Annotated in this window: 21 protein-coding genes; 9 read left to right on the top strand and 12 right to left on the bottom strand. The window is 62.8% G+C overall.

All coding sequences use genetic code 11. From position 1 onward, the window contains the following. Together bamA and AC5IJH_RS01110 are read left to right on the top strand one after the other, a co-directional pair. A complete protein-coding gene (gene bamA, locus AC5IJH_RS01105; RefSeq protein WP_491900942.1) occupies nt 1-2,775 on the top strand; it encodes an outer membrane protein assembly factor BamA in 2,775 nt (924 codons plus the stop codon). Between the two features lie 264 nt (nt 2,776-3,039). Further along, entirely contained in the window at nt 3,040-3,732 is a 693-nt protein-coding gene (locus AC5IJH_RS01110) for an OmpH/Skp family outer membrane protein (RefSeq protein ID WP_491900943.1), read from the top strand. Between the two features lie 353 nt (nt 3,733-4,085). On the opposite strand, the gene lepA is transcribed toward AC5IJH_RS01110, so the two are convergent. Further along, nucleotides 4,086-5,897: a translation elongation factor 4 gene (gene lepA, locus AC5IJH_RS01115; RefSeq protein ID WP_491900944.1), complete on the bottom strand. Its 1,812-nt coding sequence runs from the start codon at nt 5,895-5,897 to the stop codon at nt 4,086-4,088. A gap of 159 nt (nt 5,898-6,056) precedes the next feature. On the opposite strand from lepA, the gene AC5IJH_RS01120 reads away from it, so the two are divergent. Further along, nucleotides 6,057-7,826 carry a lytic transglycosylase domain-containing protein gene (locus AC5IJH_RS01120; protein WP_491900945.1) on the top strand — a complete coding sequence of 590 codons (1,770 nt, stop codon included), beginning with the start codon at nt 6,057-6,059 and terminating at the stop codon, nt 7,824-7,826. Nucleotides 7,827-8,012: 186 nt separating this feature from the next. Beyond that, nucleotides 8,013-8,582 carry a hypothetical protein gene (locus AC5IJH_RS01125; protein ID WP_491900946.1) on the top strand — a complete coding sequence of 190 codons (570 nt, stop codon included), beginning with the start codon at nt 8,013-8,015 and terminating at the stop codon, nt 8,580-8,582. 79 nt (nt 8,583-8,661) lie between these two features. Here AC5IJH_RS01125 and AC5IJH_RS01130 read toward each other — a convergent pair whose 3' ends face one another. From AC5IJH_RS01130 to AC5IJH_RS01160, 7 genes are read right to left on the bottom strand one after another with little or no spacing between them, the layout of a single operon-like run. Further along, nucleotides 8,662-9,222 (bottom strand): peroxiredoxin, encoded by a 561-nt coding sequence (locus AC5IJH_RS01130; protein ID WP_491900947.1) that lies wholly within the window; start codon nt 9,220-9,222, stop codon nt 8,662-8,664. Between the two features lie 28 nt (nt 9,223-9,250). Beyond that, on the bottom strand, nt 9,251-10,129 hold the full coding sequence (locus AC5IJH_RS01135) for an LpxI family protein (RefSeq protein ID WP_491900948.1): 879 nt from the start codon (nt 10,127-10,129) through the stop codon (nt 9,251-9,253). Between the two features lie 4 nt (nt 10,130-10,133). Continuing rightward, nucleotides 10,134-10,910: an acyl-ACP--UDP-N-acetylglucosamine O-acyltransferase gene (lpxA, locus tag AC5IJH_RS01140; protein WP_491900949.1), complete on the bottom strand. Its 777-nt coding sequence runs from the start codon at nt 10,908-10,910 to the stop codon at nt 10,134-10,136. Continuing rightward, nucleotides 10,907-11,431 carry a 3-hydroxyacyl-ACP dehydratase FabZ gene (gene fabZ, locus AC5IJH_RS01145; RefSeq protein ID WP_491900950.1) on the bottom strand — a complete coding sequence of 175 codons (525 nt, stop codon included), beginning with the start codon at nt 11,429-11,431 and terminating at the stop codon, nt 10,907-10,909. The genes lpxA and fabZ overlap by 4 nt, the downstream gene beginning before the upstream one ends. Nucleotides 11,432-11,483: 52 nt before the next feature. Continuing rightward, nucleotides 11,484-12,251, bottom strand: coding sequence for a hypothetical protein (locus AC5IJH_RS01150; protein ID WP_491900951.1), 768 nt, complete (start codon nt 12,249-12,251; stop codon nt 11,484-11,486). Between the two features lie 32 nt (nt 12,252-12,283). After that, a complete protein-coding gene (locus AC5IJH_RS01155; protein ID WP_491900952.1) occupies nt 12,284-13,111 on the bottom strand; it encodes an SDR family NAD(P)-dependent oxidoreductase in 828 nt (275 codons plus the stop codon). Nucleotides 13,112-13,157: 46 nt separating this feature from the next. Further along, on the bottom strand, nt 13,158-13,586 hold the full coding sequence (locus AC5IJH_RS01160; RefSeq protein ID WP_491900953.1) for an MmcQ/YjbR family DNA-binding protein: 429 nt from the start codon (nt 13,584-13,586) through the stop codon (nt 13,158-13,160). 109 nt (nt 13,587-13,695) lie between these two features. Between AC5IJH_RS01160 and AC5IJH_RS01165 the strand changes: the two genes are divergently transcribed. Beyond that, nucleotides 13,696-14,382, top strand: coding sequence for a MerR family transcriptional regulator (locus AC5IJH_RS01165; RefSeq protein WP_491900954.1), 687 nt, complete (start codon nt 13,696-13,698; stop codon nt 14,380-14,382). A 79-nt stretch (nt 14,383-14,461) separates the two neighbouring features. On the opposite strand, the gene AC5IJH_RS01170 is transcribed toward AC5IJH_RS01165, so the two are convergent. Continuing rightward, nucleotides 14,462-14,845: a DUF3253 domain-containing protein gene (locus tag AC5IJH_RS01170; protein ID WP_491900955.1), complete on the bottom strand. Its 384-nt coding sequence runs from the start codon at nt 14,843-14,845 to the stop codon at nt 14,462-14,464. After that, a complete protein-coding gene (locus AC5IJH_RS01175) occupies nt 14,842-16,050 on the bottom strand; it encodes an aminotransferase class V-fold PLP-dependent enzyme (RefSeq protein WP_491900956.1) in 1,209 nt (402 codons plus the stop codon). The genes AC5IJH_RS01170 and AC5IJH_RS01175 overlap by 4 nt, the downstream gene beginning before the upstream one ends. 56 nt (nt 16,051-16,106) lie before the next feature. Here AC5IJH_RS01175 and tyrS point away from each other — a divergent pair, with 56 nt between their 5' ends. Next, nucleotides 16,107-17,390: a tyrosine--tRNA ligase gene (gene tyrS / locus AC5IJH_RS01180; protein WP_491900957.1), complete on the top strand. Its 1,284-nt coding sequence runs from the start codon at nt 16,107-16,109 to the stop codon at nt 17,388-17,390. Between the two features lie 56 nt (nt 17,391-17,446). Here the strand turns inward: tyrS and AC5IJH_RS01185 are convergent, their stop codons facing one another. After that, nucleotides 17,447-17,650 (bottom strand): PH domain-containing protein, encoded by a 204-nt coding sequence (locus AC5IJH_RS01185; RefSeq protein ID WP_491900958.1) that lies wholly within the window; start codon nt 17,648-17,650, stop codon nt 17,447-17,449. A gap of 545 nt (nt 17,651-18,195) precedes the next feature. Between AC5IJH_RS01185 and AC5IJH_RS01190 the strand changes: the two genes are divergently transcribed. From AC5IJH_RS01190 to AC5IJH_RS01200, 3 genes are all read left to right on the top strand, one after another. Next, on the top strand, nt 18,196-18,903 hold the full coding sequence (locus AC5IJH_RS01190) for an RNA polymerase sigma factor (protein ID WP_491900959.1): 708 nt from the start codon (nt 18,196-18,198) through the stop codon (nt 18,901-18,903). Next, nucleotides 18,900-19,865 (top strand): zf-HC2 domain-containing protein, encoded by a 966-nt coding sequence (locus AC5IJH_RS01195; protein WP_491900960.1) that lies wholly within the window; start codon nt 18,900-18,902, stop codon nt 19,863-19,865. Before AC5IJH_RS01190 ends, AC5IJH_RS01195 begins: the two co-directional genes overlap by 4 nt. A gap of 278 nt (nt 19,866-20,143) precedes the next feature. After that, on the top strand, nt 20,144-21,082 hold the full coding sequence (locus AC5IJH_RS01200; protein ID WP_491900961.1) for a PDZ domain-containing protein: 939 nt from the start codon (nt 20,144-20,146) through the stop codon (nt 21,080-21,082). Nucleotides 21,083-21,095: 13 nt separating this feature from the next. Here the strand turns inward: AC5IJH_RS01200 and AC5IJH_RS01205 are convergent, their stop codons facing one another. Next, complete coding sequence (locus AC5IJH_RS01205) at nt 21,096-22,463, bottom strand: FG-GAP repeat domain-containing protein (protein WP_491900962.1); 1,368 nt, start codon at nt 22,461-22,463, stop codon at nt 21,096-21,098. Between the last annotated feature and the right edge of the window lie 204 nt (nt 22,464-22,667).

Consider the following 22,667-nt stretch of genomic DNA (forward strand, 5'->3'; position numbering starts at 1 on the left):
TTGCTCTGTTGCACCGTTGCGCCCGCCTTCGCGCAGGCCGGCGGCAACGTCATCTCCGAAATTCGCGTGATCGGCAACCGCCGTATCCCCAAGGAGACGGTGCTTGCCCGCTTGTTCTCGCATCCGGGCGATACGTACGATCCGGCCACTGTCGAGCGCGACTTCAACTCGCTCTGGAACACCGGCTATTTCGAAGACGTCCGCATCGAGAAGGAGGACACGCCCAAGGGCCAGATCCTCGACGTTTTCGTGCGTGAAAAGCCGACGATCCGCGAGATCAACTACAAGGGCCTGAGCTCGGTTACGCAGTCCGATGTGCTCGATCGGTTCAAGAAGGAGAAGGTCGGGCTCACCGTCGAGAGCCAGTACGACCCCACCCGCATCGCGCGCGCGATCGCCGTCCTGAAGGCTCTCCTGGCCGAGCACGGCCACCAGTTCCCGACCATCACGCCCGAGGTGAAGACCATCCCGCCGGCATCGGTCGCCGTGAACTTCAACATCAAGGAAGGGCCGGTCGTGAAGGTCGGCAACATCCGGTTCAGCGGCAATAAGAGCATCAACTCGCGCACGCTGCGCGCCGCGATGAAGAACCTTCGGCCGATCGGCGTGCCGCACTCGATCTTCCTGGAGAACCTGTTCGCGCGCACCTATGACGCGAGCAAGCTCGAAGAGGACTCAGAGCGCGTCCGTGTCGCGTATCAGAACCACGGTTATTTCAAGACGGTCGTGGGCGAGCCGTCCACGCGTATTCGCAATGAAGGCGGCCTGTCGCTGCTGACCTTCCGCCCGAAGAAGGGCAAGCGCATCGATATCCGCATTCCCATCGAAGAGGGCGAGCGGTATCGCCTGGGTGGCATCAACTTCACCGGCAACCAGGCGGTCAAGAACACGAAGGCACTGCGCGGCCAGTTCACCATCAAGGATGGCGACTACTTCAACTACACCGCGGTCGGCAAGGGCCTCGAGAATCTGCGTAAGGCGTACGGCACGCTCGGCTACATCAACATGGTGGCCAACCCGAGCACGCGCTTCGACGAAGCGAAGAAGACGCTCTACATCGATGTCGATATCGACGAAGGCAAGCCTTTCACCGTCTCACGCATCGAGTTCACCGGCAACACCGTCACGCGCGACCCGGTCATCCGCCGCGAACTGTTGCTCGAGGAAGGTCAGGCCTACAACAGCAACCTGTGGGAGCAGAGCCTTCTTCGCCTGAACCAGCTCGATTACTTCGACACGCTGCGTGTGGACCAGGACTCGACCGCAACCCAGGACCAGGCGAACAACACCGTCTCCCTGCTGCTACGCGTGCACGAAAAGGGCAAGAACTCAATCGGCTTGAACGGTGGCGTCAGTGGTCTGTCCGGTTCGTTCCTCGGCATCAACTACCAGACCAACAACTTCCTCGGCTTGGGTGAGACGCTGAGCCTGCAGGCGAACCTCGGCAATCTGCAGCGCAACCTGCAGTTCGGCTTTACCGAACCGTACTTCCGCAGCAAGCCGATCTCGCTCGGGTTCCAGTTGTTCTCGAGCAAGTACGACTACAACGCAGCCAAGAACTATCAGATCTCGACCGGCGGCGGAAACCTGAGCGCGGCACAACAGTCACTGGTGCAGAACTACAACCAGTCCGTGACCGGGTTCAACGTCTCGACCAACTACCTGATCAAGCACAGCTTCCAGCGCATCGGCCTGACCTACTCGTTCAATCGCAGCTCGATCACGGCCTTCAGCCCGGCGTCGTCTTCGCTCTTCCAGACGCTCGCCTTCCGCAGCGGCATTCAGAACAACAACGCGCTGAACGGCATTTACACCAGCCTGGCCTCGCTGTCCTACACGTACAACAAGATCGGCAATCCATATAACCCGCACGACGGCCAGGAGATTTCGGCTGTGCTGCAGGTTGCCGGCCTGGGCGGCAATGTCAAGTACATCAACCCGGTCTTCGAATACCGGCACTTCAATGGCATGCACCTGCTGCGCCCGAGCAAGGAAGGCCGCAACGTGCTCGGTGTGCGCTTCCAGGCCAACTACATCCAGGGCCTGGGCGGCAAGGTCGCGCCCCCATTCCAGCGCTTCTACCAGGGTGGCGAGCAGGAGCTTCGCGGCTTCGATATTCGCTCCGGCACGCCGTACGCCTTCATTCCGCAGCGGACGCAGTTTCTGCTCACGAATCCGGATGGCAGCCTCGTGCCGCGCGATCCCACCAACCCGACGCTGGGCAACATCACGGTTCCGATCCCGACCTACGGCATCGTCTCGGTCGGCGGCGACACCTCGTTCAGCAGCAATGTTGAGTACCGCATCCCGCTGGGTGGTCCAGTGGTCTTCAAACTGTTCAACGACTTTGGCATGTCAGTCGCCACGCGCCAGTCGCAACTCGTGGAGAGCGTGCTCTCTATCGACCAGTTGAACTCGCAGCTCTACGGCTGCCCGGTGTACGTCAACGGCACCTGTCAGGGCGGATCACGCGTCAACTTCTCGCGCGAGATCCGGCCCATTCAGGGATCGAACGCGGTGCCGCGCATGTCCACGGGTGGCGAGATTTCAGTGCTGCTGCCCATCGTGCGTGCGCCGTTCCGGATTTACTACGCGTACAACCCGCTCCGTCTACTCGAGCAGGTGCGCGGAGAGAACATCATCACGCGCGATCTGTTCCCCGCAGGCGGCGCGGGCGACTTCAGCTACGCGCAGGCGATCCAGTTCTACGGATCGCAGTATCAACTTCGCGAGCCGCGCAAGACCTTCCGGCTCGCCGTCAGCACCACCTTCTAAGTGGCTGGCGCACCGTCGGACCCTCGGGAGCGATGCTTCGGGACCCGCGTCTTTATTGACGCTCCCGGAGTACGCTCCCTATAATTCTTCCTAAGTTTCCTGAGAAGTCCTCTGTCTGTGTTTCTTGTGCGCCTCGCGCGCCCGCCAGGGCAGCCCGCAGCCGCAACAAAACTGCGCAAACGGGGAGAGCAGGAAGGACAGTAGCCTTCCGGCACCGCCCGGAGTGCCTGAAACACCACGGAATTCAAGGAGTCTCCCAGCACCATGAAGCGTTCACTCTCACTTGCATGCCTGCTCGCGTCCGCCCTCGGCGCCACTGCGCTCGCGCAGTCCCCCACCGCCGCAGAGCCGCCGTCCGCACCTGGCGCCCCCGTTGCCTCCGCGCCGGCAGGCCCCACCAAAATCGCCGTGATCCAGTTCGAGGGCGTCGTCGCCCAGACCAACGAAGGACAGCGCGCCTTCGCTGAACTGAACACCAAGTTCCAGCCCAAACAGCAGCAGATCAAGCAGGCGAGCGACGAAGTGGACTCGCTGAAGAAAGAACTGCAGAGCGCAGGTGACAAGCTGAGCGAGTCCGAGAAGGCCTCGCGCGTGCGCACCATCGACGAGAAGGAAAAATCTCTGCAGCGGAACGTCGAAGACGCGCGCAACGACTTCTCCGGCGAGATGAATGAAAAATTCAGCACCATCGCCCAGAAGGTCGCGAGCGTGATGCAGCAGTATGCGCAGAAGAATGGCTACACGCTGGTGCTTGACGCAAGTGCTCAGCAGTCGCCGATCCTCTGGGCATCCGAGGCGACGAACATCTCCGAGGCAGTCGTGCAGGCTTACAACACGCAGTCCGGTGTTCCGGCTCAGCCGAACGCTGGCGCAGCGCCTCGCACAGGTGGGGCGATGGCCCCGCGCACCCCGGGAGCGGCCCGCACGCCGTCGACGACCGCACCGAAGCCGCACTAATTCGGCAGAAAGCTAGACGAGACAGCCCCACGTTGGCAACCAGCTGGCGTGGGCCTCTTTTTGTCCGCTAAGTGCTGTCGGGAGCAGGATCTGGCGGCCTGCACGGAGCAGTTCAAGAATGTGGAAAATTCTGTGGATTGCGCGGCGATCGTGATTTCAGCTCTCGCGAGAGAGCGCCGCCGATCCGGTGTAAGGATCAGGAATAGCAATATAACTGACGTGCCGAGTAGGACTTAAGCAGAAAGTACGGCACTGGACGACCGGAATTGCGACTCCGTCCTCCACAGGCAACCTTCTGTTACTTTCCACAGAACCAGAAACGACTCGGCCGCATCCCGCTGGATTTGAGCAGGTTAGCCGCTACTGTCCTCGCCCACCTTCAGCACCGCCAGGAAGGCCTCTTGTGGGATGTCCACCTTGCCGATCCGCTTCATCCGCTTCTTGCCTTCTTTTTGCTTTTCCAGCAGCTTGCGCTTCCGGCTGATATCGCCGCCGTAGCACTTGGCCAGCACGTTTTTGCGCAGCGCTGCCACGGTCTCTCGCGCCACGATCTTGGCGCCGATCGCCGCCTGAATGGCGACCTCAAATTGCTGGCGCGGGATCAGCTCGCGCATCTTCGAGACCAGCGCCCGCCCGCGGTCGTAAGCGAAGTCGTGGTGAACGATGATCGAGAGCGCATCGACCGGCTCGCCTGACACCAGGATGTCGAGCTTCACCATCGGTGAGATCCACGACCCCGCAAGGCTGTAGTCGAGCGAGGCGTATCCGCGCGAGACCGACTTCAGCCGGTCATAGAAATCAAGCACGATCTCGTTCAGCGGCAGCTCGTAGGTGAGCATGACGCGGGTCGGCGTCACATATTCGAAGTTCTGCTGCCGTCCGCGCTTCTCCTCCACCAGCTTGAGAATTCCCCCGACATACTCCTCGTTGGTCAGGATGGTCGCCTTGATGACTGGCTCTTCGATCTGCTCGATCTCGCTCGGGTTGGGCCAGCGCGAGGGATTGTCGACCTCTACCTCGCTGCCATCGGTGAGGCGAATCTTGTAGCGCACGCCGGGCGCGGTGGTGATCAGGTCGAGATCAAACTCCCGCTCGAGCCGCTCCTGGATGATTTCCATATGCAGCAGGCCGAGGAAGCCGCAGCGAAATCCAAAGCCCAGCGCTGCGGAACTCTCCGGCTCCATCGAGAACGAGGAGTCGTTCAACCGCAGCTTCTCGAGCGCTTCGCGCAGCATGGTGTGTTCGTGAGAGTCGACTGTGTAGAGGCCTGCGAAGACCATGGACTTGATGTCCTCGAAGCCGGGCAAGGGTCCGCTCGCAGGCCGTCCTTCTTCGGTAACCGTGTCGCCAATCTTGGTATCCGCCACGTTCTTGATGGTGGCGACGAAAAAGCCGACTTCGCCAGCGGAGAGTGACTCGACTTCGAGGGGCTTCGGCGTCAGTACGCCGAGCGACTCGACATCGAAGACGCGGCCGTTCGACATCAGTCGAATGCGGGCTCCCCTGCGCAGCGTCCCTTCCATCACCCGGGTCAGCACGATCACGCCGCGATACGCGTCGAACCACGAGTCGAAGATCAGCGCCTGCAGCGGCGCTTCGCGGTCGCCGGTGGGCGCGGGCAACCGATGCACCACAGCTTCGAGGATCGCCTCAACGTTTTGTCCCGTCTTCGCGCTCACCGGGATCGCGTCGGTCGCATCGATGCCGACAGTGTTCTCGATCATCTCCTGCGTCCGCGTCACATCCGCGCTGGGCAGGTCGATCTTGTTGATCACCGGGATCATGTCCAACCCGTTGCTGATCGCAAGGTAGGCATTGGCGAGTGTCTGCGCCTCGACACCCTGCGTTGCGTCCACGACGAGCAGCGCGCCCTCGCAGGAGGCCAGCGAGCGCGAGACCTCATAGGAGAAGTCCACGTGCCCTGGCGTGTCGATCAGGTTGAGCTGGTAGAACTCGCCGTCCTTCGCCTTGTAGAGCATGCGGACCGCGTGCGCCTTGATCGTGATGCCGCGCTCACGCTCGAGGTCCATGGCATCCAGTACCTGCGCCTGCATCTCGCGCGCGCTCAGCGAGCCGGTCAGCTCCAGCAGGCGGTCCGACAGCGTGGACTTGCCATGGTCGATGTGCGCGATGATCGCGAAATTGCGGATGCGACTGGTTTCCATGGGTGCGGAGAGCGGGAGGACGGGCGCGATTCGAAGCGCGGCTCAATCGAGATCAGCGCGCCAGCGCAAGAGTACCGATGTCCGCTCAGAGCATGAGTTTATCATCGGCATCCGGCACGGCTGCGCTCTACAATGACGCGAGCAACACGTACACAATCCATGGATGTTTTTCGACGCTACGCCGTCCCGCGCCGGGCGGCGCTACCGCTGGTCGCATGCCTTGTCTCCCTCGGTGTCAGTCTTGCCTCGGGCGCTGCGGCTTGGTGTGCGTCGGCTGGTCCGCACAAGCCGCCACAGGCCAGCTCACTCGGTGCGCAGGATGCGCATGCACCGCAGTCTCCCGCGAGCCCCCAGGAGCAGCAGGCCATCGCTGAGTCAGAGCGCGCCTACACCAGCGGCATCCGCAACTATCACTCAGGCGATTTGGCAGCAGCCAAGCGGGATTTCGATACAGCCGTCGATACGCTACTCGCGAGCGGACTCGATCTCAAGAAGAGCCCGCAGCTGAGTGACGAGTTCGAGCACCTGGTCGATGCCATCAACGCGCTCGAGATGGACGCCCTCAAGCAGGGCAATGGTTTCGCTCCACCGACCGAGCAGACGCTGGTCGATGTCGCCAACGACGTCACCTTCCCCGTGGATCCGAACGTGCGCGCTGCGGCCGAAGCCGAGTTGAAGACCACGCAGTCGGATCTGCCGCTCGTCATCAACGATGCAGTCACCAGCTATATCGGCTACTTCTCGAACACGAGCACCGGCCGCGGCACCATTATCAATTCTCTCCGCCGTGCAGGCCGCTACAAAGAGCTGATCCAGCAGACACTGCGCGAGGAAGGCGTCCCGCAGGACCTCATCTATCAGGCGATCGCCGAGTCGGGTTTTCAAACTCAAGCCGTCAATGCACGCTCCGGTGCAGCCGGCATGTGGCAATTCATGTCCTTCCGCGGCGCCTACGGCCTGGAACGCGACGGCTGGGTGGACGAGCGCTTCGATCCCGAGAAGGCGACGCGCGCCTACGCACGCGAAATCAAGAAGAACTACCAGCAGTTCGGCGACTGGTATCTCGCGATGGCCGCTTACGACTGGGGTCCAGGCAACGTGCAGCGCGCTGTGCAGCGGACCGGCTACGCTGACTTCTGGGAGCTCTACAAGCGCAACAATCTGCCGCGCGAGACCAAGAATTACGTCCCCATCATTTTGGCGGCGGCGCTCATGGCGAAAAATCCGGTGCAGTACGGACTCACGGACCTCCATCCGGATCCGCCGGTGCTCGCTGACACCGTCACCGTGAATGGCGCGATCGATCTTCGTCTGGTCGGCGATATCGTGAATGCGCCCGTGCAGGAGCTGGTCGGCTTGAACCCGAGCCTGCTGCGGCTGCAAACACCGCCTGACGAACCCTACGATCTGCATCTGCCTGTTGGCGCCAAAGCCATATTTCTCGACACCATCCAGGAGATTCCTCCGGACAAGCGCATGGCGTGGCGCTACCACCGCGTGCAGCCGGAAGACACGCTCGAGACGCTCGCCAGGACGTACCGTGTCTCGGCGACTGACATCGCCTTCGTCAATCAGCTCGATGCAAAGGCGGACCTGACAGGCGAAGATGCACTCATCATCCCCGCATTGCCTCCGGCGGCGACCAGCTCTGCGCGCAGCAGCGCGCGTTACAAGGTGAAGCGCGAGGACACGCTGGTCACACTGGCCGATCGCTTCAACGTCACCACGGAACAGTTGCGCCGCTGGAATCACCTGCGTTCGAACGCGCTGCAACAGGGCCAGACACTGTTCGTCGCAGAGCCAGCACACGTCTCGGCATCGGCCCGGGGCAAGCATCAGCGCCGCGCGAAAACTGTGAGCGCGCACCGCGCTGGTGGCGGTGCTCACACTGTGCCAGCAAGCGCGCACGCAAAGAAATCGCACAAGTAAAACGTGCACGCACGAGCGCCGCATTCGCGCGCGATGCGTTGCGACTCAGTGTGCGTATGCGTTTCTCGCTTGCCTTCGCTAGCAGTCCGTTGCATGCTGTTGCTATAATCCGCGCCGCAGGTGAAGTGCTTCGCAGCACCACCTGTCACGCGCGGAAGCGAACCGAGACGCCCCGGAGGCACACACATGCAGGATGAGCGCAAGCTGTTAGCGTACGACGACGGCGAACACGAGCCCGAGGGCAAGGACTACTCGGACGAAATGGAAGATGAAATCGACGAGGACGAAGAAGACGAAGAAGTCAGTGTTCCCGTCTCGTCCGACGACGATCTGCAGGACGAGGACGAGCCGGTCGCTTCTTCATCCGTGAAAAAGGCGGCCGCGAAGAAGTCGCCTGCCAAGAAGTCATCTGCGAAGAAGCCTTCCGCAAAGAAATCGTCGGCCAAGAAGGCGCCGAAGACGGCTGCCAAAAAGGCGCCTGCGAAAACGGCGGCCAAGAAGGCCTCTACAAAGTCTGCCGCGAAGAAGAGCAGCAGTGCCCGCAGCGGCGGTAAGGCGGCCAAGAAGGCTGCCAAGGGCGCAAGCAGTAAATCCACTCAGCGAGGTAACAAATTGGCAGTAAAAAAGGCAGCAAAGAAGAAATCAGCCACGAAGAAGACCGCAGGTAAGAAGGCGACCAAGAAGGCAGCCAAGAAGACCAGCGTAAAGAAGGCAACCAAGAAGGCAACCAAGAAGACGGCAGCAAAGAAGAAGTAAGGCAACGTCGTACGAGGCAAGCAAAAGAGCCCGGCATCGAGCCGGGCTTTTTTGCGTCCGCACATCGCGCAAAAGTGCGTTAGCTGCTCTTCTTTTCGAGGTTTGCGAGCTCTGCAAGCACCTCGGCGCTGTGGCTCGACGGATCAACGCCAGTCCACACACGCGCGATCTTGCCCTGCGGATCGATCAGAAACGTGTTGCGCTTCGCGATCTTCATGCCCATATAGTTGCCGAGGGAGCCGTACTTCGCCACGGTCGTCTTCTGCTCATCAGAGAGCAACTTGAAGCTGAGACCTTCCTTTGTGCAAAAAGTCTTGTGGCTCGATGCAGAGTCGACGCTAACGCCGAGGATCACGGCATTCTCGTTCTCATACTTCGGCAGGTCTTCCTGAAACTTGTGCGCCTCCATCGTGCAGCCGGACGTCATGTCCTTGGGATAGAAGTAGAGCACCACCCACTTGCCGCGGTACGCATCCAGGCTGACCGGCTTGCCTTCCTGCGACGGCAATGAGAACTGCGGTGCCGACTGGCCGACAGCGGGGATCGCATCATCCGCAGCACGCGCGCTCCGTAGAGCGAAGACGGAGACAAGCACAGCCAGGACGAGCACGGTCGAAAGGGTGATACGGGAAAAGGACATAGGTGGTTCCTCCAGGAACGCACGCCCATTATCTGTGCGGCTCTGCGACAATCGCAATCCCTGCGGCATTTGCAGCCGCCACCAACGCTGCGCGATCAAAAAGCAGTGTGCGTCCAGCCTCTATGCAAAGGCAGCTGGCGCCCGCTTCGTGCATGGCCTGCACGGTTGCTTCTCCAATCACAGGTACATCAAAGCGCATATCCTGCTTCGGCTTCGCAACCTTGACCACGGTCAGGCTGCGCTCAAGTGTCGACGCTTCGTCCTCGAGCGTGCGCATCAGCGCCCCAGCACGGGCGATCGTGGCATCCGTGCCTTCCATGGCTTCGACGGCGACGCAGGCGCGTCGCGCGATCACCACTGTCTGGCCGATATCGTAGCCCGCGATGGCACCCGCTACTTCGCGGCCATAGGCGATGTCTGCGAGTTCCGCTTCGTTAGGAGCGCGCTCTGTCAGGACGCCGGCTGTGGCCAGCAGCGGTTCGAGAAACGAAGTAGACGAGATCAGCTCGATGCCCTCATCGCCAAGCACCTTGGCAATCGCGCCGAGCAGCATGTCGGTGTTGCGCGTGCGCAGATTCAATAGCAGCTTCGCCAGGCGCCAGTCTGGCCGGATGCTCGAGAAGATCTGTTTGTGTTTCACCTGGCCGGCCATCACGGCCTGGCGCACGCCCGCGTTCTGGAATATCTCGATCAGACGAGACAGTTCGCCGAGCGACATCCAGTGCACCGTCATGCCAGAGTCAGCGCGAGCTCGCGCGTCGATCTCGGGATCGGTCTCTTCACGGATGGCCGCGACCACGACCACTCGACCGTGAGCACGCGCTGCGTCGAGCAGCAGGAAAGGGAAACGGCCGTTGCCGGCAATCAAACCCAGCGGGCTAGCGCCCTCCTGCGGGTCGGAGCTCATGTTGCTATTTCAGCACTCCGCGCTCGCTGCTCTCGATGAACTGCAGCAGGTAGCGAACATCATCTGACAGGCTGCCCTCGTCGCGAAGCGCCGCAATCGCCTGCGTGGTGTTGCGCTTCGACGCGAGCAATAGTCGGTACGCATGCTGCAGGTAGTGCAACTGCTCCTTGGTGAACCCGCGCCGCTCGAGCCCGATCTTGTTCAGGCCGTAAGCATGCGTCTCACGCTTGGCTGATGTCAGAGAGTACGGCAGCACATCCTGCGTGATGGTCGTGCCGCCGCCGATGTAGGCGTGACGGCCAATGCGGCAGAACTGATGCACGGGGCACAGCGCACCCACGCTGGCGTAGTCCTCCACCGTGACGTGGCCGGCCAGCGTCGCGCCGTTCGCGAGGATGCAGTGGTGTCCAATCGAAGAGTCGTGGCCGATGTGGGTGTATGCCATGATGAGGCAGTTTGCGCCGACACGCGTGATGCCACCGCCTCCTGCTGTTCCTCGGGAAATCGTGACGTACTCGCGGATGACGGTGTTCTCGCCGATGTCGCAGCGCGTCGGCTCGCCTGCGTACTTCAGGTCCTGCGGTGCGACGCCGATCGCGGCGAAGCTGTAGACTTTGCAGCCAGCGCCCACCCTGGTGACGCCATCGAGCACGACATGCGAAACCAGTTCGCAGCCCTCGCCGAGTTCGACGCCGGCGCTCACTGTGCAGTAAGGCCCGATCTTCGCGGACTGCGGGACCTTTGCGCCGTCTTCCACCAGTGCGGTGGGGTGAATGCTCACTCGGCGGCGGCCTCGGCCAGCACGACTGCTTCTGTAGCGGTCGCGTCAGCGCGCTTCGTGCCACGCGGCACCACCTGGCACTTGATCTCCGCCTCACAGACCAGCTTGCCGTCAACAAACGCGTTTCCGCGCATCGTTGCGCCGCGTCGGCTCCACTTCAGCACCTGCACCTCGATGCGGACCTGGTCGCCGGGCACGACTGGCGCACGGAAGCGCGCTTCGTCGATGCCGGTGAAGACCATAAGCTTCTGATCGCGATCCGGCACCTCGGTCAACAACAGTGCGCCGCCAGCCTGTGCCATCGCTTCCACCATCAGCACGCCTGGCAGGATTGGGTAGGTGGGGAAGTGGCCCTGAAAGAAAGGCTCATTGATGGTGACGTTTTTGATCGCCACGATGCGCTGCATGGGCACCAGCTCCAGCACGCGATCGATCAGCAGGAAAGGGTAGCGGTGCGGCAGGATCTCCATGATTTCGGTGATCCCCAGGCTCCCGGTGCTCGGTGTTTTCTCCGTCGCCATACGGGTGAGATTATATCCACCCCGCACCGTCTCTCGATGGAGGGCACGGCGCTTACTTCTTCAGCTTGCGGACCGCCGCATCTACATCGAACAGATCCGGCGCGAGCTGTCCGCCATACACTGCGTTGTAGACGAAGCGTTGGTTGCTCATGTCGCCGTTGTGGAAGCGGGTTACGGTAAAGGGCGTCTGGATGCCGTTCAGCCTGTGGTAGTCGTCGTACTCTTCCGCCTCTTCGTTCTTGTCTTTGTAGATGGGATCGCGCCACTCAAAGCTGCGCTGGACCGGCAGGTGAGACGACGCATCCAACTCCACCGTCACGTTGTCATTATTTGCCGACAGGATGGTGACCTTGTCGGCGAGATGGCGTTCCACCGTGCTCTGGCCGCCATACAGGAAGAGCGCGCCGGGCTGGTTCATCCACACACGCGCTATGGCTTCAATCGAGTGCGCACGGCGGCGCAAATAGTCAGCCATGTCGAGGGCGGGCAGCGGTCGCTTTCCTCGATAGGTGACCTCCCAGCCCTGATCCCCGACGAAAATCTCGTAGACCTGGCGCTTCTTCCCAAGTTCGATGCGCTCGCGCTCCACCGATCCGTTCACCGGTGGCTGGTGATAGTCCCAGAAGTCGGTGATCTCGCCGGTGGGCTTGCCCTGGAAGAAGCCGGAGGTGCGACCGATAATCTCGTAGCCCGGGGCATGCAGCCATGCATCGCCGCCGAGTGCCTGGATCATCTGCTCCAGCAGTTGACGCGCCTTCTGCTGGTCCGCATCCGGCGCAGGATTCTGTGCTGGGGCCTGCGCCGTCAACGGGGAAGTCATCAGAAGGAAGATCAGTCCCGCTATTCGCATCCTTATCCCACCAGTACCGCGCCGCCGTTGACGTTGAGCACTTCGCCGCTGATGAATCCTGCCCACGGCGTGCAAAGGAACAGGATCGGCGCGGCGATCTCATCCACATGCCCGACCCGACCGAGCGGAATCGTTCCGAAGACCTTGGCGCGGCTAGCATCCGTCGCCAGCGCCGGTGCAGACATGTCGGTTGCCACCCAACCCGGAGCGACGCAGTTGACATAGATGCCGCGGGGCGCAAGCTCACTCGACAGGCTTTTCGTCAACGAGATCAGCGCGCCCTTGCTCACCGCATAGTCTGCGTGGAAGGCCTCACCTCGCTGGGCCGCGGTAGAACTGACCAGCACAATGTGTCCGCGTGCTGCTTTCTTCGACGCCTCACTCCCACTACTCGTTTCGGCCTGCCGGTCGAATGCCGCGACTGTCTCCTGCACCAGTCCGAAGACACTCTCGAGGTTCACATCGAGCGTGCGCCGCCATTGCGCCTCGTTCATGGTCGCGATCGGCGCATCGTTGGGAGGCCACACACCGTGGTTCACCACCAGGCAATCGATGCGGCTGAAGGTGGCGACGGTCTGCCGCACCAGTTCGCGTCCCGCTGCCGCGGAGTCGAGTTCTTGCTGAAAGCCGCGACAGACCGCGTCTCCACCGCACGCGGCACTCAACTCAGTCGCCTTCGCGCCAGCCTCCCGATAGTTAAAGGCAACGCGCGCGCCTGCCTGGCGGAACAGCCGGACGGTCGCCGCCCCGATTCCGCGCGCACCACCTGTGATCAGCGCCACCTTGCCGGGAATCGCGAGCGGCACCTGGGCTTCGTGTGTCTGCTGCATGCCTCTGACGCTAACGAAGCCGCCAGCCTTGCGCAACTCGACCGATTCAGCGGGCGCGGCCGGCCACACTGCGTTTGCGTTGGGTGATTAACTTGCGGCGTTCGTCTGGCGGCATTGCCAGCAGTTCACGCGTGCGCCGCGGCATCTTCGCCTCGGTGATATCCCTGGCGATGCGCAGCCGGTCTTCGAGCTCTGCATTGCGCAGCGCGCTCCAGCGTTCGAGCGCGACCCAGTGCAAGCGTCCGAAGTAGGGCGCCCGAACGATGCCTGGCAGCTCGAGCAGCTCTGCCGCGCCCTCTGGCCCCGCGGCAAACGACAGCACGCCGCGGCCATCGGCATCCAGGTTCATCAGCGCGAACATCTTGCCGCCGATCGCCTTATCACCTACCCAGAACACCAGATTGTTGCCCCACTGCAGCGTCTCTTCTACCAGCGGCAGCGTCAGCAGGAACTCGCGGGCGGTTTCGTTGTCCACGCCCGGAGTATGAGTGACGCCGCGTGATTCCTTCGAGCGTGTGCGCAGATGAAATTAGCTTGACCCTGACGTTGCGTCAGCCTGCACTCTGTCTTCGAAGGGGGGAGAGATGGAGCCGACCTACCGCACCAAGGAGTTCGCTGCGCTGGCGGGCCTTACCGTACGGACGCTGCACCACTACGATCGCCTCGGGGTGCTCCAGCCGGAGCGCACTGCAGTGGGGTACCGCGTCTACAGCACATCGCACCTTGCCCGGCTCGAGCAGATTCTGGCGCTCCGCTTTGTCGGCATTCCGCTGCGCGAGATCGCAGCCGTGCTTGCGGCGGAACATCGTGACCTGGCCGAGGTGCTCGCCGCGCAGCAGCAGTTGTTGCGTGCACGCCGCCAGCAGATCGATCGCGCACTGACCGCCATCGCCAATGCTGAATCGGCGCTGCGGTCCGGACACTCCAGCCTCGAACTCTTCGCACAAATTCTCAAGGAGGTTCACGTGGACGAACAAGGAACGCAGCATGCTGAGTTTCTCGACCGGTACTACAGTGAAGACGCACAGGCGACTCTCGCCGACAAGCGCAAGAGCTTCAGCGCGGCCGACCAGGAGGCGATCACTGCGGAGTGGCAGGCGCTCTTTGCCGATGTGCGAGCCGCGTTCGATCGCGATCCGGCCTCGTCGCAAGCGCAGGGTCTGCTCGCCCGATGGGATGAGCTTGTCGGACGCTTTACCGGGGGGAATGCCGGTATCGCGACTGGGCTCAAGAAAGCCTGGTCGACCGCGAGCACTGGCCCACCGGGATGAAGCAGCAGGCGCAGCCATTCAGCGATCCCGCGGTGTGGGCCTACATGGCGCGTGTTCGTAGTGCGCGGCCGGCCTGACGTCAGGCCTTGCGTAGTCGAATGGCGCCCCTCGCCCGCGACGGATCGACCACGCGGCCGCCCTGCGTGATCACGATGCGGCCCTCGGCAACGAGGCGCCGGGCTGCAGCGCGCGCCGGCTCCATAAGCGGTCGCCATGCGACTTCGTCATCACTGGCGGCGACCGCGCGCGCTGCTTCGGAGGGGCAGATCGTCTTGCCCGCTCCCCGCTGCTCGAGCAGCCGAAGGATCGTCTGTTCGAGCATGCGGTCCTGTGCGCCCGGCTTGTGCGCGCGGCATGCGTCGGAGCAGTAGCGCACGGACTCCCAGTCGCGCTCCCACTTTTTGCGCCACGTGATGATCCGTCCGCAGCTCGCGCATGGCTTGCTGGGCAGTTCTGCGCTCAAGCGAGCCGCTCCACGGCAGCGATGCAGCGATCGATCTCGTCTTCGGTGTTGTAGTAGTGCACGGAGGCGCGCACCACGGCATCGAGCCCGCGCGCCTGCATGTCCAGCAGGGCTCCGGCGCGATCGTTCAGGCGCACGATGATGCGCTCCTTTGCCAGCCGACGAACCACATCAGCGACGGAGAAGAGCTCATGCGTGAAGGTCACGATGCCAGACTCGGGCGCGCCCTCGCGCCATCCTGGATCGCGAACGGTTACACCGCGTACACCCGCCAACCCGGCGCGCAGGCGTGCGGCCAGCGTGCTCACTCGCGATTGAATGCCGTCGAGTCCGAGCGCCAGCGCGTACCGCACGGCCACGCCAAGCCCCAGGCGCGTCGCCACCGACGACTCCCACGCTTCAAAACGACGCGCGTCTTCCCGCACGGAGAAGGTGTCCGGGCCAGTCCAGGTCGCGGCATGCAGGTCAAGCAACGGCGGATCGAGCCGCTCCATCAGGCTCTGCCGCACATACAAAAATCCTGTGCCGCGCGGCCCCCGCAGATACTTGCGCCCGGTGGCAGAGAGCAGATCACACTGCAGCTCCTCGACATCGAGCGGGATCTGCCCCGCGCTCTGGCACGCATCCAGCAGGAACGGCACTCCGCGCTGCCGCGCCAGCCGGCCCACCTCGGCCGCAGGCTGCACGCGACCGCTGTTGGTCGGCACATGCGTCAACGCGATCAGCGCAACCTGCCGCTCTGTGCGCAGCGCCGACGCGAGCGCGTCCAAATCGATGCCGCCCGTTGCGTCCACAGGCACCACCACGACGCGCACTCCGAACCGGCGTGCCACCTGCAGAAAGGCGATGTAGTTGCTGGCGTACTCATTCGGCGCGGTCAGGATCACATCGCCTGCCCGCCAGGGCAGCGCATAGAACGCCATGTCCCATCCGCGGGTTGCGGACTCGACCAGCGCAATCTCTTCTGCCTGCGCATGCAGCAGGGTGGCGATGGATTGGTACACCTGCTGGTGTTCCGCAACGACTTCGTCGTTTGCTTCGTAGCCGCCAATCTGTTCTTCCCGCCGCAGGTGTGCAGTCACGCGGTCCACCACAGGCCGTGGCTGGAGACTGGCACCTGCGTTGTTGAGAAATACCTTGTTGGCGCACCCAGCCGTGTCGGCGCGCATCTGTTCGATGGGGAATGTGTCCACCGCACTCAGCATGTGCCCAGCATAGAGGGTGAGCCACGACAGTCGCGCCACCTATACTGTCGAGAAGCATGCCCGACGCGCCGACCTCATCCGCTCCTCAGACTTCTGCCCTGCACGCCTTTCCTCCAGTTGACGAGCAGCTCGATCTGCTCCAGAAGGGCGCAGCCGAGATCATCCGTGTCTCCGATCTACGCGAGCGCCTTGAGCAGTCGCGCCGCACGGGACGTCCGCTGCGCGTCAAGGCTGGGTTCGATCCCACGGCGCCCGATCTTCATCTCGGCCATACCGTGCTCATGCGCAAGCTGAAGCACTTTCAGGATCTCGGGCACCAGGTGATCTTCCTCATCGGCGACTTCACGTCGTTGATCGGGGACCCCACGGGGCGCTCTGTCACCCGCAAGCCGCTCACGCGCGAACAGATCGAAGTCAACGCGCAGACGTACACCGAGCAGGTCTTCCGCATCCTCGACCGCAGCCGGACTGAGGTACGGTTCAACTCGGAGTGGCTAAACACGCTCGGCTTCGAGGGGTTCATCCGCCTCGCTGCCCATTTCACCGTGTCGCAAATGCTGGAACGCGATGAGTTTCACAAGCGCTTCCACGAAGAGAAGCCGATCTCTGTCCACGAACTGCTCTACCCGCTCGCGCAGAGTTACGATTCCGTTGCCCTCCACGCCGACGTTGAGTTGGGTGGCACCGATCAGAAGTTCAACCTGCTGATGGGGCGCGAACTGCAGCGGCAGTATGACCAGCCACCGCAGATTGTGCTGATGACGCCGATTCTCGAGGGACTGGATGGCGTGCAGAAGATGTCGAAGTCGCTCGGCAATGCGATCGGCATCCACGAGCCAGCCGGCGAAATGTACGGCAAGCTGATGTCCATCTCTGATGAACTGATGTGGAGCTACTGGACGCTGCTCACCGACATGCGGCAGAGCGAGATCGACACGCTTCGGGCGGCGGTCGCAACTGGTAGCGAGCACCCGATGGAGGTCAAGAAGCGGCTGGCGCGGACCATCGTGAGCGGCTTCCATTCGCCCGAAGCTGGGGAGCGGGCAGCAGAAAACTGGGCACGTCAGTTCCAGCGCGATGAAGCGCCTGAGGATCTTGAAGAGCTCCCTGTTCCTGCGGCAGACCTTGGCTGGACGAGGGAGAACGGGGCGGTGCGGCTCGACAAGCTGCTGGTCCGCCTGGGGCTGGCCGAGTCAGCGAGCGATGCATCGCGCAAGGTGAAGCAGGGCGCGGTGCGCCTGGACGGAGAGCCTGCACAGGGCACCCACGCGAAGGTCGCTGTGCCGGGGCGCGTCATAGTACGCGCGGGACGCCGCGCGAAGGCGGCCATGCTCAGCTAGGAATGTCTTCGAAGGTGGAGGGCAACGCGGAACAGAGCGGCCGGTGGCCAGCATTCTTAGGCGTTGTAGGAGCCGGAGTAGAGCTCAGTCAGCTTGTGGATGAGGTCGCCGTAGCCAGAGGCCTCGAGCTGCACCTCGGTACCGGTGTGAAGCTGGACAAAAGCGAGCTGCCGCTTGTAATCCATCGCAATCGAGGCAATCTGCTCCAAAGGAATTGCCCGGGACCGCTCCAATGCCTGCGCCAACTCTACGGCTTTCATGTGCGGGTCCCCCAGAAAAATGGTTCAGTAAATGAAGCGGCGGCGGTGCGGTGACGCCCTGGTTCTGAGTCCCTCCCCCGAAAGACCCGGCACCAGTGCGATCACCGCACCACCGCATGCACTCAACATACCTCGAACTAAGCCCGTGAAAACATCGGAGCGGTAACTCTTACCCAACTACTGAGTAACGCAGGGTAACTTGCCGCTTTGCTGCGTCAGCAGGACTGGTAACGTTTTTACCAACACCTGCCGCATGCTCCGGCCGCGTTTTGAATGGCCCGCGGCCAGTTCTCGACCCTTTCATGGATGCGCAAAAATCTCCTCCAGCTGCCAGGTACACGAAGCAGTTCAGGGTGCAGAAAGCAGCCGGGCCAGACTGTGTCCGGAATGTCCCGATGGGATAGCCAGACACCATGCCTGACTTCGCCAGCCGATGAAAACAAAAATCGGGAGCGGGCTGCTACCAAAAGCCATACCGGCGCGTCTCCTACATGCGGGGATTCGTCTACCCTTGTGGGGACACTCCCCACCGAGGTGTGAGCACGATGGGAACCGACGCACTCCGTGTCCAGCCCGGGCAGCTAAGCCCGGCGCTTCCGGCCAACCGCACCAGCCAGACCTGGCCCGGACGCCGTGACCTCCAGACCCGCACGGCTGGACGCATGTCGCCCGAGGACCGGGCCTCTGAAACAGAACTGATCCGCCAGGCTCAGAAAGGCTCGCGGCCGGCGTTTGACGCCCTGGTGCGCCAGTACGATCAGGCCGTGCTGCGCCTTGCGCTGCACCTGCTCGGCTCCGAAAGCGACGCCCAGGACATCGCGCAGGAGGCCTTCTTGAAGGCCTACCGCTACCTGAACAACTTCCGGTTCGAGTGCTCCTTCTATACCTGGATCTACCGCATCGTCACGAATCTCTGCCTGGACCTGATGCGCCGCCGCAAGACGCGTCGTGAAGACTCGGCGGTGGTGACGGATCAATCGGGGGAAGAGCTCGACCTGTTGTCGATGGTCTCCGACGAGCGCGCCTCGGCCAACCCGGGCCGCGAGCTGGAACGCAAGGAGCTCGGCGCACGGATCCAGGCAGCGCTCGAGAAGCTGACCCCGCGCGAGCGCATGGTCTTCGAACTGAAGCACTACCAGGGCCTGCGCCTGCGTACCATCGGCGAGATGCTGAACACCACCGAGGAGACAGCCAAGAACACGCTGTTCCGCGCAACTAAGAAGCTGCGCGCCAGCCTGGCGGTGGTCCGGTGATCTGGGCAAGCCAGGGCAGCGCCTTGAGCTGCGACACCGCGCAGGAGCAGATCACGCTTCTGCTCTACGGCGAACTCAGTGATGAGGCGTGCCACCGGCTGGAGCAGCACCTCGCGGGCTGCTCTGTCTGCCGCGACGAACTCGAAGTGAGCCGTGCGCTCTCGAGTGCGATGGCGATTCTGCCCGTTCGCGAGCCCTCCCCCAACCTGCTCGCGCAGACGCGGATGAAGATCGACGATGCGCTCGAGCAAGTGCCGCAGGACTCCTGGTTTGCGCAGCTCCGGCGCTCCTGGCTCACCGACCTTCGCCTGCTGGGCACCGCTCCGTTAGCAGCAGCGGCCATGCTCTGCGTGGGTGCCGGCCTGGGTTACACCGGCTTCCGGCTGGCCGCGCCGGCGGGCGCCAATCCCGCGCTCGTCGACCAGGGCCGGGCGCCGATTGCTGCCGTGACCGGCGTGTCGCAGGACGCTAACGGCATGGTGCGCGTTGAATACAGCCGCCTGACGCCGGCGGCCGCAGTGGGACGGGCCGATGATCCTTCCATCCGCAGCCTGCTCCTGGCCGGAACGCGCGCTCCGCTGAATCCCGCGGTCCAGACAGCGGCGCTGGGGCTGCTGGCGCATGCCTGCAGTGCCGGCGATGGCTGCGGCTCCGATGATGGGCTTCGCGAGGCGCTGATGGTGGCGCTCCGCTACGACCCGGATACACACGTGCGGACGCAGGCACTGGCCGGTCTTGCGCCCTACCTTGCGGACGACATGCACGTTCGGGACGCGGTGCTCGAAGCCGTGCTCGATGACAACGATCCCCAGGTGCGGGCCAGCGCCATCCGCATGCTCGCGCCGGTCAGCGCCGACTCGAGCGTGCAGCAGGTGCTTCAGACAGTCGCAGCGCACGATGGCAATGCGCTGCTGCGCACCGTCTCCCGCACCATGCTTGAGCAGATGCCGCCCGTTCAGTGAGCTGCGCATTCGCCGCATCCGGATCCTGGGATTCCGAACAAATATCGTGATTGCTTTCATTGGTCAGGCATAACCTTCCCTGTTCTTCTTCGTCTCATGGATAGCCATGCAGCATGGCGCCCCTGAGACGCAGAAGGCAGCAAAAGTACGCTGTTCATCGACCACCAGTGCACACAAGGTGGAAGCGCCCGGAGACGAATAGCGGAAACCTCGCGACGACTCATCCGGCAGGGAGCACATGCTCTATACTCTTGCCGCCAGTCAGGAGCACTGCTTCCATGCACCACCGTCTTTCCATCACCGGTCGCGTCATCCTGTCGAGTGCAGGGCTGGCGCTGCTCATTCCCTGCGCGATCCACGCTGCCCCCCCACCGCCTGAGCTCGCACCGCAGGGCTACGCTGGCTTTGCCGTTCTCAATACGCATGGACTGCTCGCGGCGACACAGCAGGGCTACCTCGGCGTGAATGTGCGGGACGTCGATCTGGAGCACGCGTCGAAGGAGAAGCTGCCGGCCCCCGTGGGCGCCGAGGTGGTCTCGCTCGACCACGACGCGCCTGCTGCCAAGGCCGGTGTTCATACCGGCGACATCATTCAGAGTCTGAACGGGCAGATCATCGCCGATGCGGCCACGCTCACGCGCCTGCTTCGCGACATGCCTGTGGGTAAGTTGATCGAGCTACAGATTATTCACGCAGGCAAGGTGGCGATGGTCCATCTGCAGCTCGCAGACCGCAGTTCACTGGTGCAGCATGCGTGGTCGCATCATTTCCGGGTGCCGCTGCCGGAGAGCGCGCCCATGGTCCAGGGCTTTGCCGCACAACACAGCTTCCCGAGTGGCGGCGGTTCGGCGACCACTGACAGCCCGGATGCTGAGGCCTATGTCGGCGCGCAGGTCGAGCCGCTGACCCGTCAGCTGGCGAAGTTCTTTGGCTCGCATGCCGGCAATGGGCTGCTGGTGCGCAGCGTGGAGGACAAGAGCCCCGCGTTTGCCGCAGGGCTCGAAGCAGGTGACGTGATCCTGAGCGCCAATGGTCAGGCAGTGGAGACCACAGCCGAGTGGCTGCAGGTACTGCGCAGCAACGCCGGCCATCCTGTTCCGGTCACTGTCTTACGCAACCGGAAGGTGCTGTCGCTTGCCATCACGGTAGACAACCGCATCACGCAGTCGGAGTTGGTCGTGCCCGAGCAGGTGAACCGCCTTCGCTTCGGGCTTTAGCCGCCAGGGGGCGCTAGGGCACCCTCACAGTGAACGAGCGCCGTACCAGTGAGTTATCCCAGCCTGCTGCGTAGACGTCCATGCGATGCGTGCCCGTGCTCAGGCTCAGGCTGCGGTTCATGAACGCGTACTTCGAGAAGCTGTCCCACTGCTCGCTGCGCTTCGTGCCGTCGACCCAAACCTCAACCTTGCGCATCTCCGTCTGACCCGCCGCACCGATAGTGAACTGAGCCGGTGAGCCCGTCGACGACGGCGGAGAACACACGCGGATACCGACGAAGGCATCCGGCGGTGCGCAGCTCGGGGAGCTTGACGCGGTGGTGTTCAACAGTGTCCCGATCTGCTGATCTTCGAGCGCACTGCACGGCGCCTTGATGCAGCTCAGGAACGAGATATCGGCCCGGCTGTCCGGATTCGCGCGAATGGCACTCACATCGTCGATGTAGGACGGCGCTGTTGCGACCGTCTGCTGCGGGTTGTAACTGCTGTCCCTGTTTCGGGTCAGCACTCCGATGTACGCCGAACCGGTCTGGCTGTTGTTGTTGCAATCTGCTTCGCCGACCACAAGATCATTCAGCCGATCGCCGTTCATGTCGGCCGCCACCACACCGAACCCGTTGCAGTGCGCTAGCGGAATGATGGTGCGGCTGCCGAAGCTGCGATCCGAATCGCCGTAGAAGACGCGCAGCGCCTTGGCACTGGGGTAATACTGCGAGCCGACGATGTCCATCTTGGCGTCATTGTTCACGTCGACTGCATAGAAGAGCGAGTGGCCGCCCGTCGTCTGGAGCAGGCGGCTCGTCGGGAAGTGTCCGGTCCCGTCCCCGTAAAGCACCTGGACGGCGTTGTAGTTGCTCAGATCGCCGACTGCGACATCCGCGCGGCCATCGCCATCGAAGTCGCCGAGCAGCAGGTAGCCACCCACCGAGGTGCCCCGCGAGGGACCCGCGACGAAGCTGCCGCTGCCCGTCCCAAATAGCACTTTCACGTAGAGGCCGCCCTGGAAGGCGATGTCCATGTGCCCATCGTGGTTGAAGTCGCCCGCGACTGCGGTGTACGCGTCCCCGAGTCCGGACTGCGAGAAGACTGCGCCCTGATGGAGGTCGCCGTGCCCGTCGTTCAGGAACACGTGAACTGCGTTATCGGTGCCGAACACAGCAAGGTCCGCCGTGCTGTCGTTGTTGAAGTCGGCGATGGCAATCGGGCCGGCATCGGCTCCGCCCGGGATCGCGTACGAGACCGGCGCGCCATACGTGCCGTCGCAGTGCGAAAACTCGACCGCGAAGTTGCCGTTGCCCTGCGTGAGGACCAGATCCTCGCAGCCATCCTGGTTCAGATCGGCGTGAAGCGTAGAGGCCTGTCCGGGCGAGAGGCGCTCCAAAACACCTACTGTAGTGGCGGCGAGAGCGGCTTGAAGAGAGCCGGCCAGGAAAAGCGTGAGAGCGAGACGAACACCGGCGTATGCCACAGAGACCTCAGCAGAAAGGTGAACAGATCAAGCGTGTACAGATCTCCGGACGCCGACGCGACCGGGGAACTGCCTATGTGTGCCTATGTATGAGGCAAATTAGGAATAAGTGTTTGC

Origin of the sequence: Candidatus Dedyshia acidiphila (assembly GCF_051025295.1) — a bacterium.
GTDB lineage: Bacteria > Acidobacteriota > Terriglobia > Terriglobales > Acidobacteriaceae > KBS-83.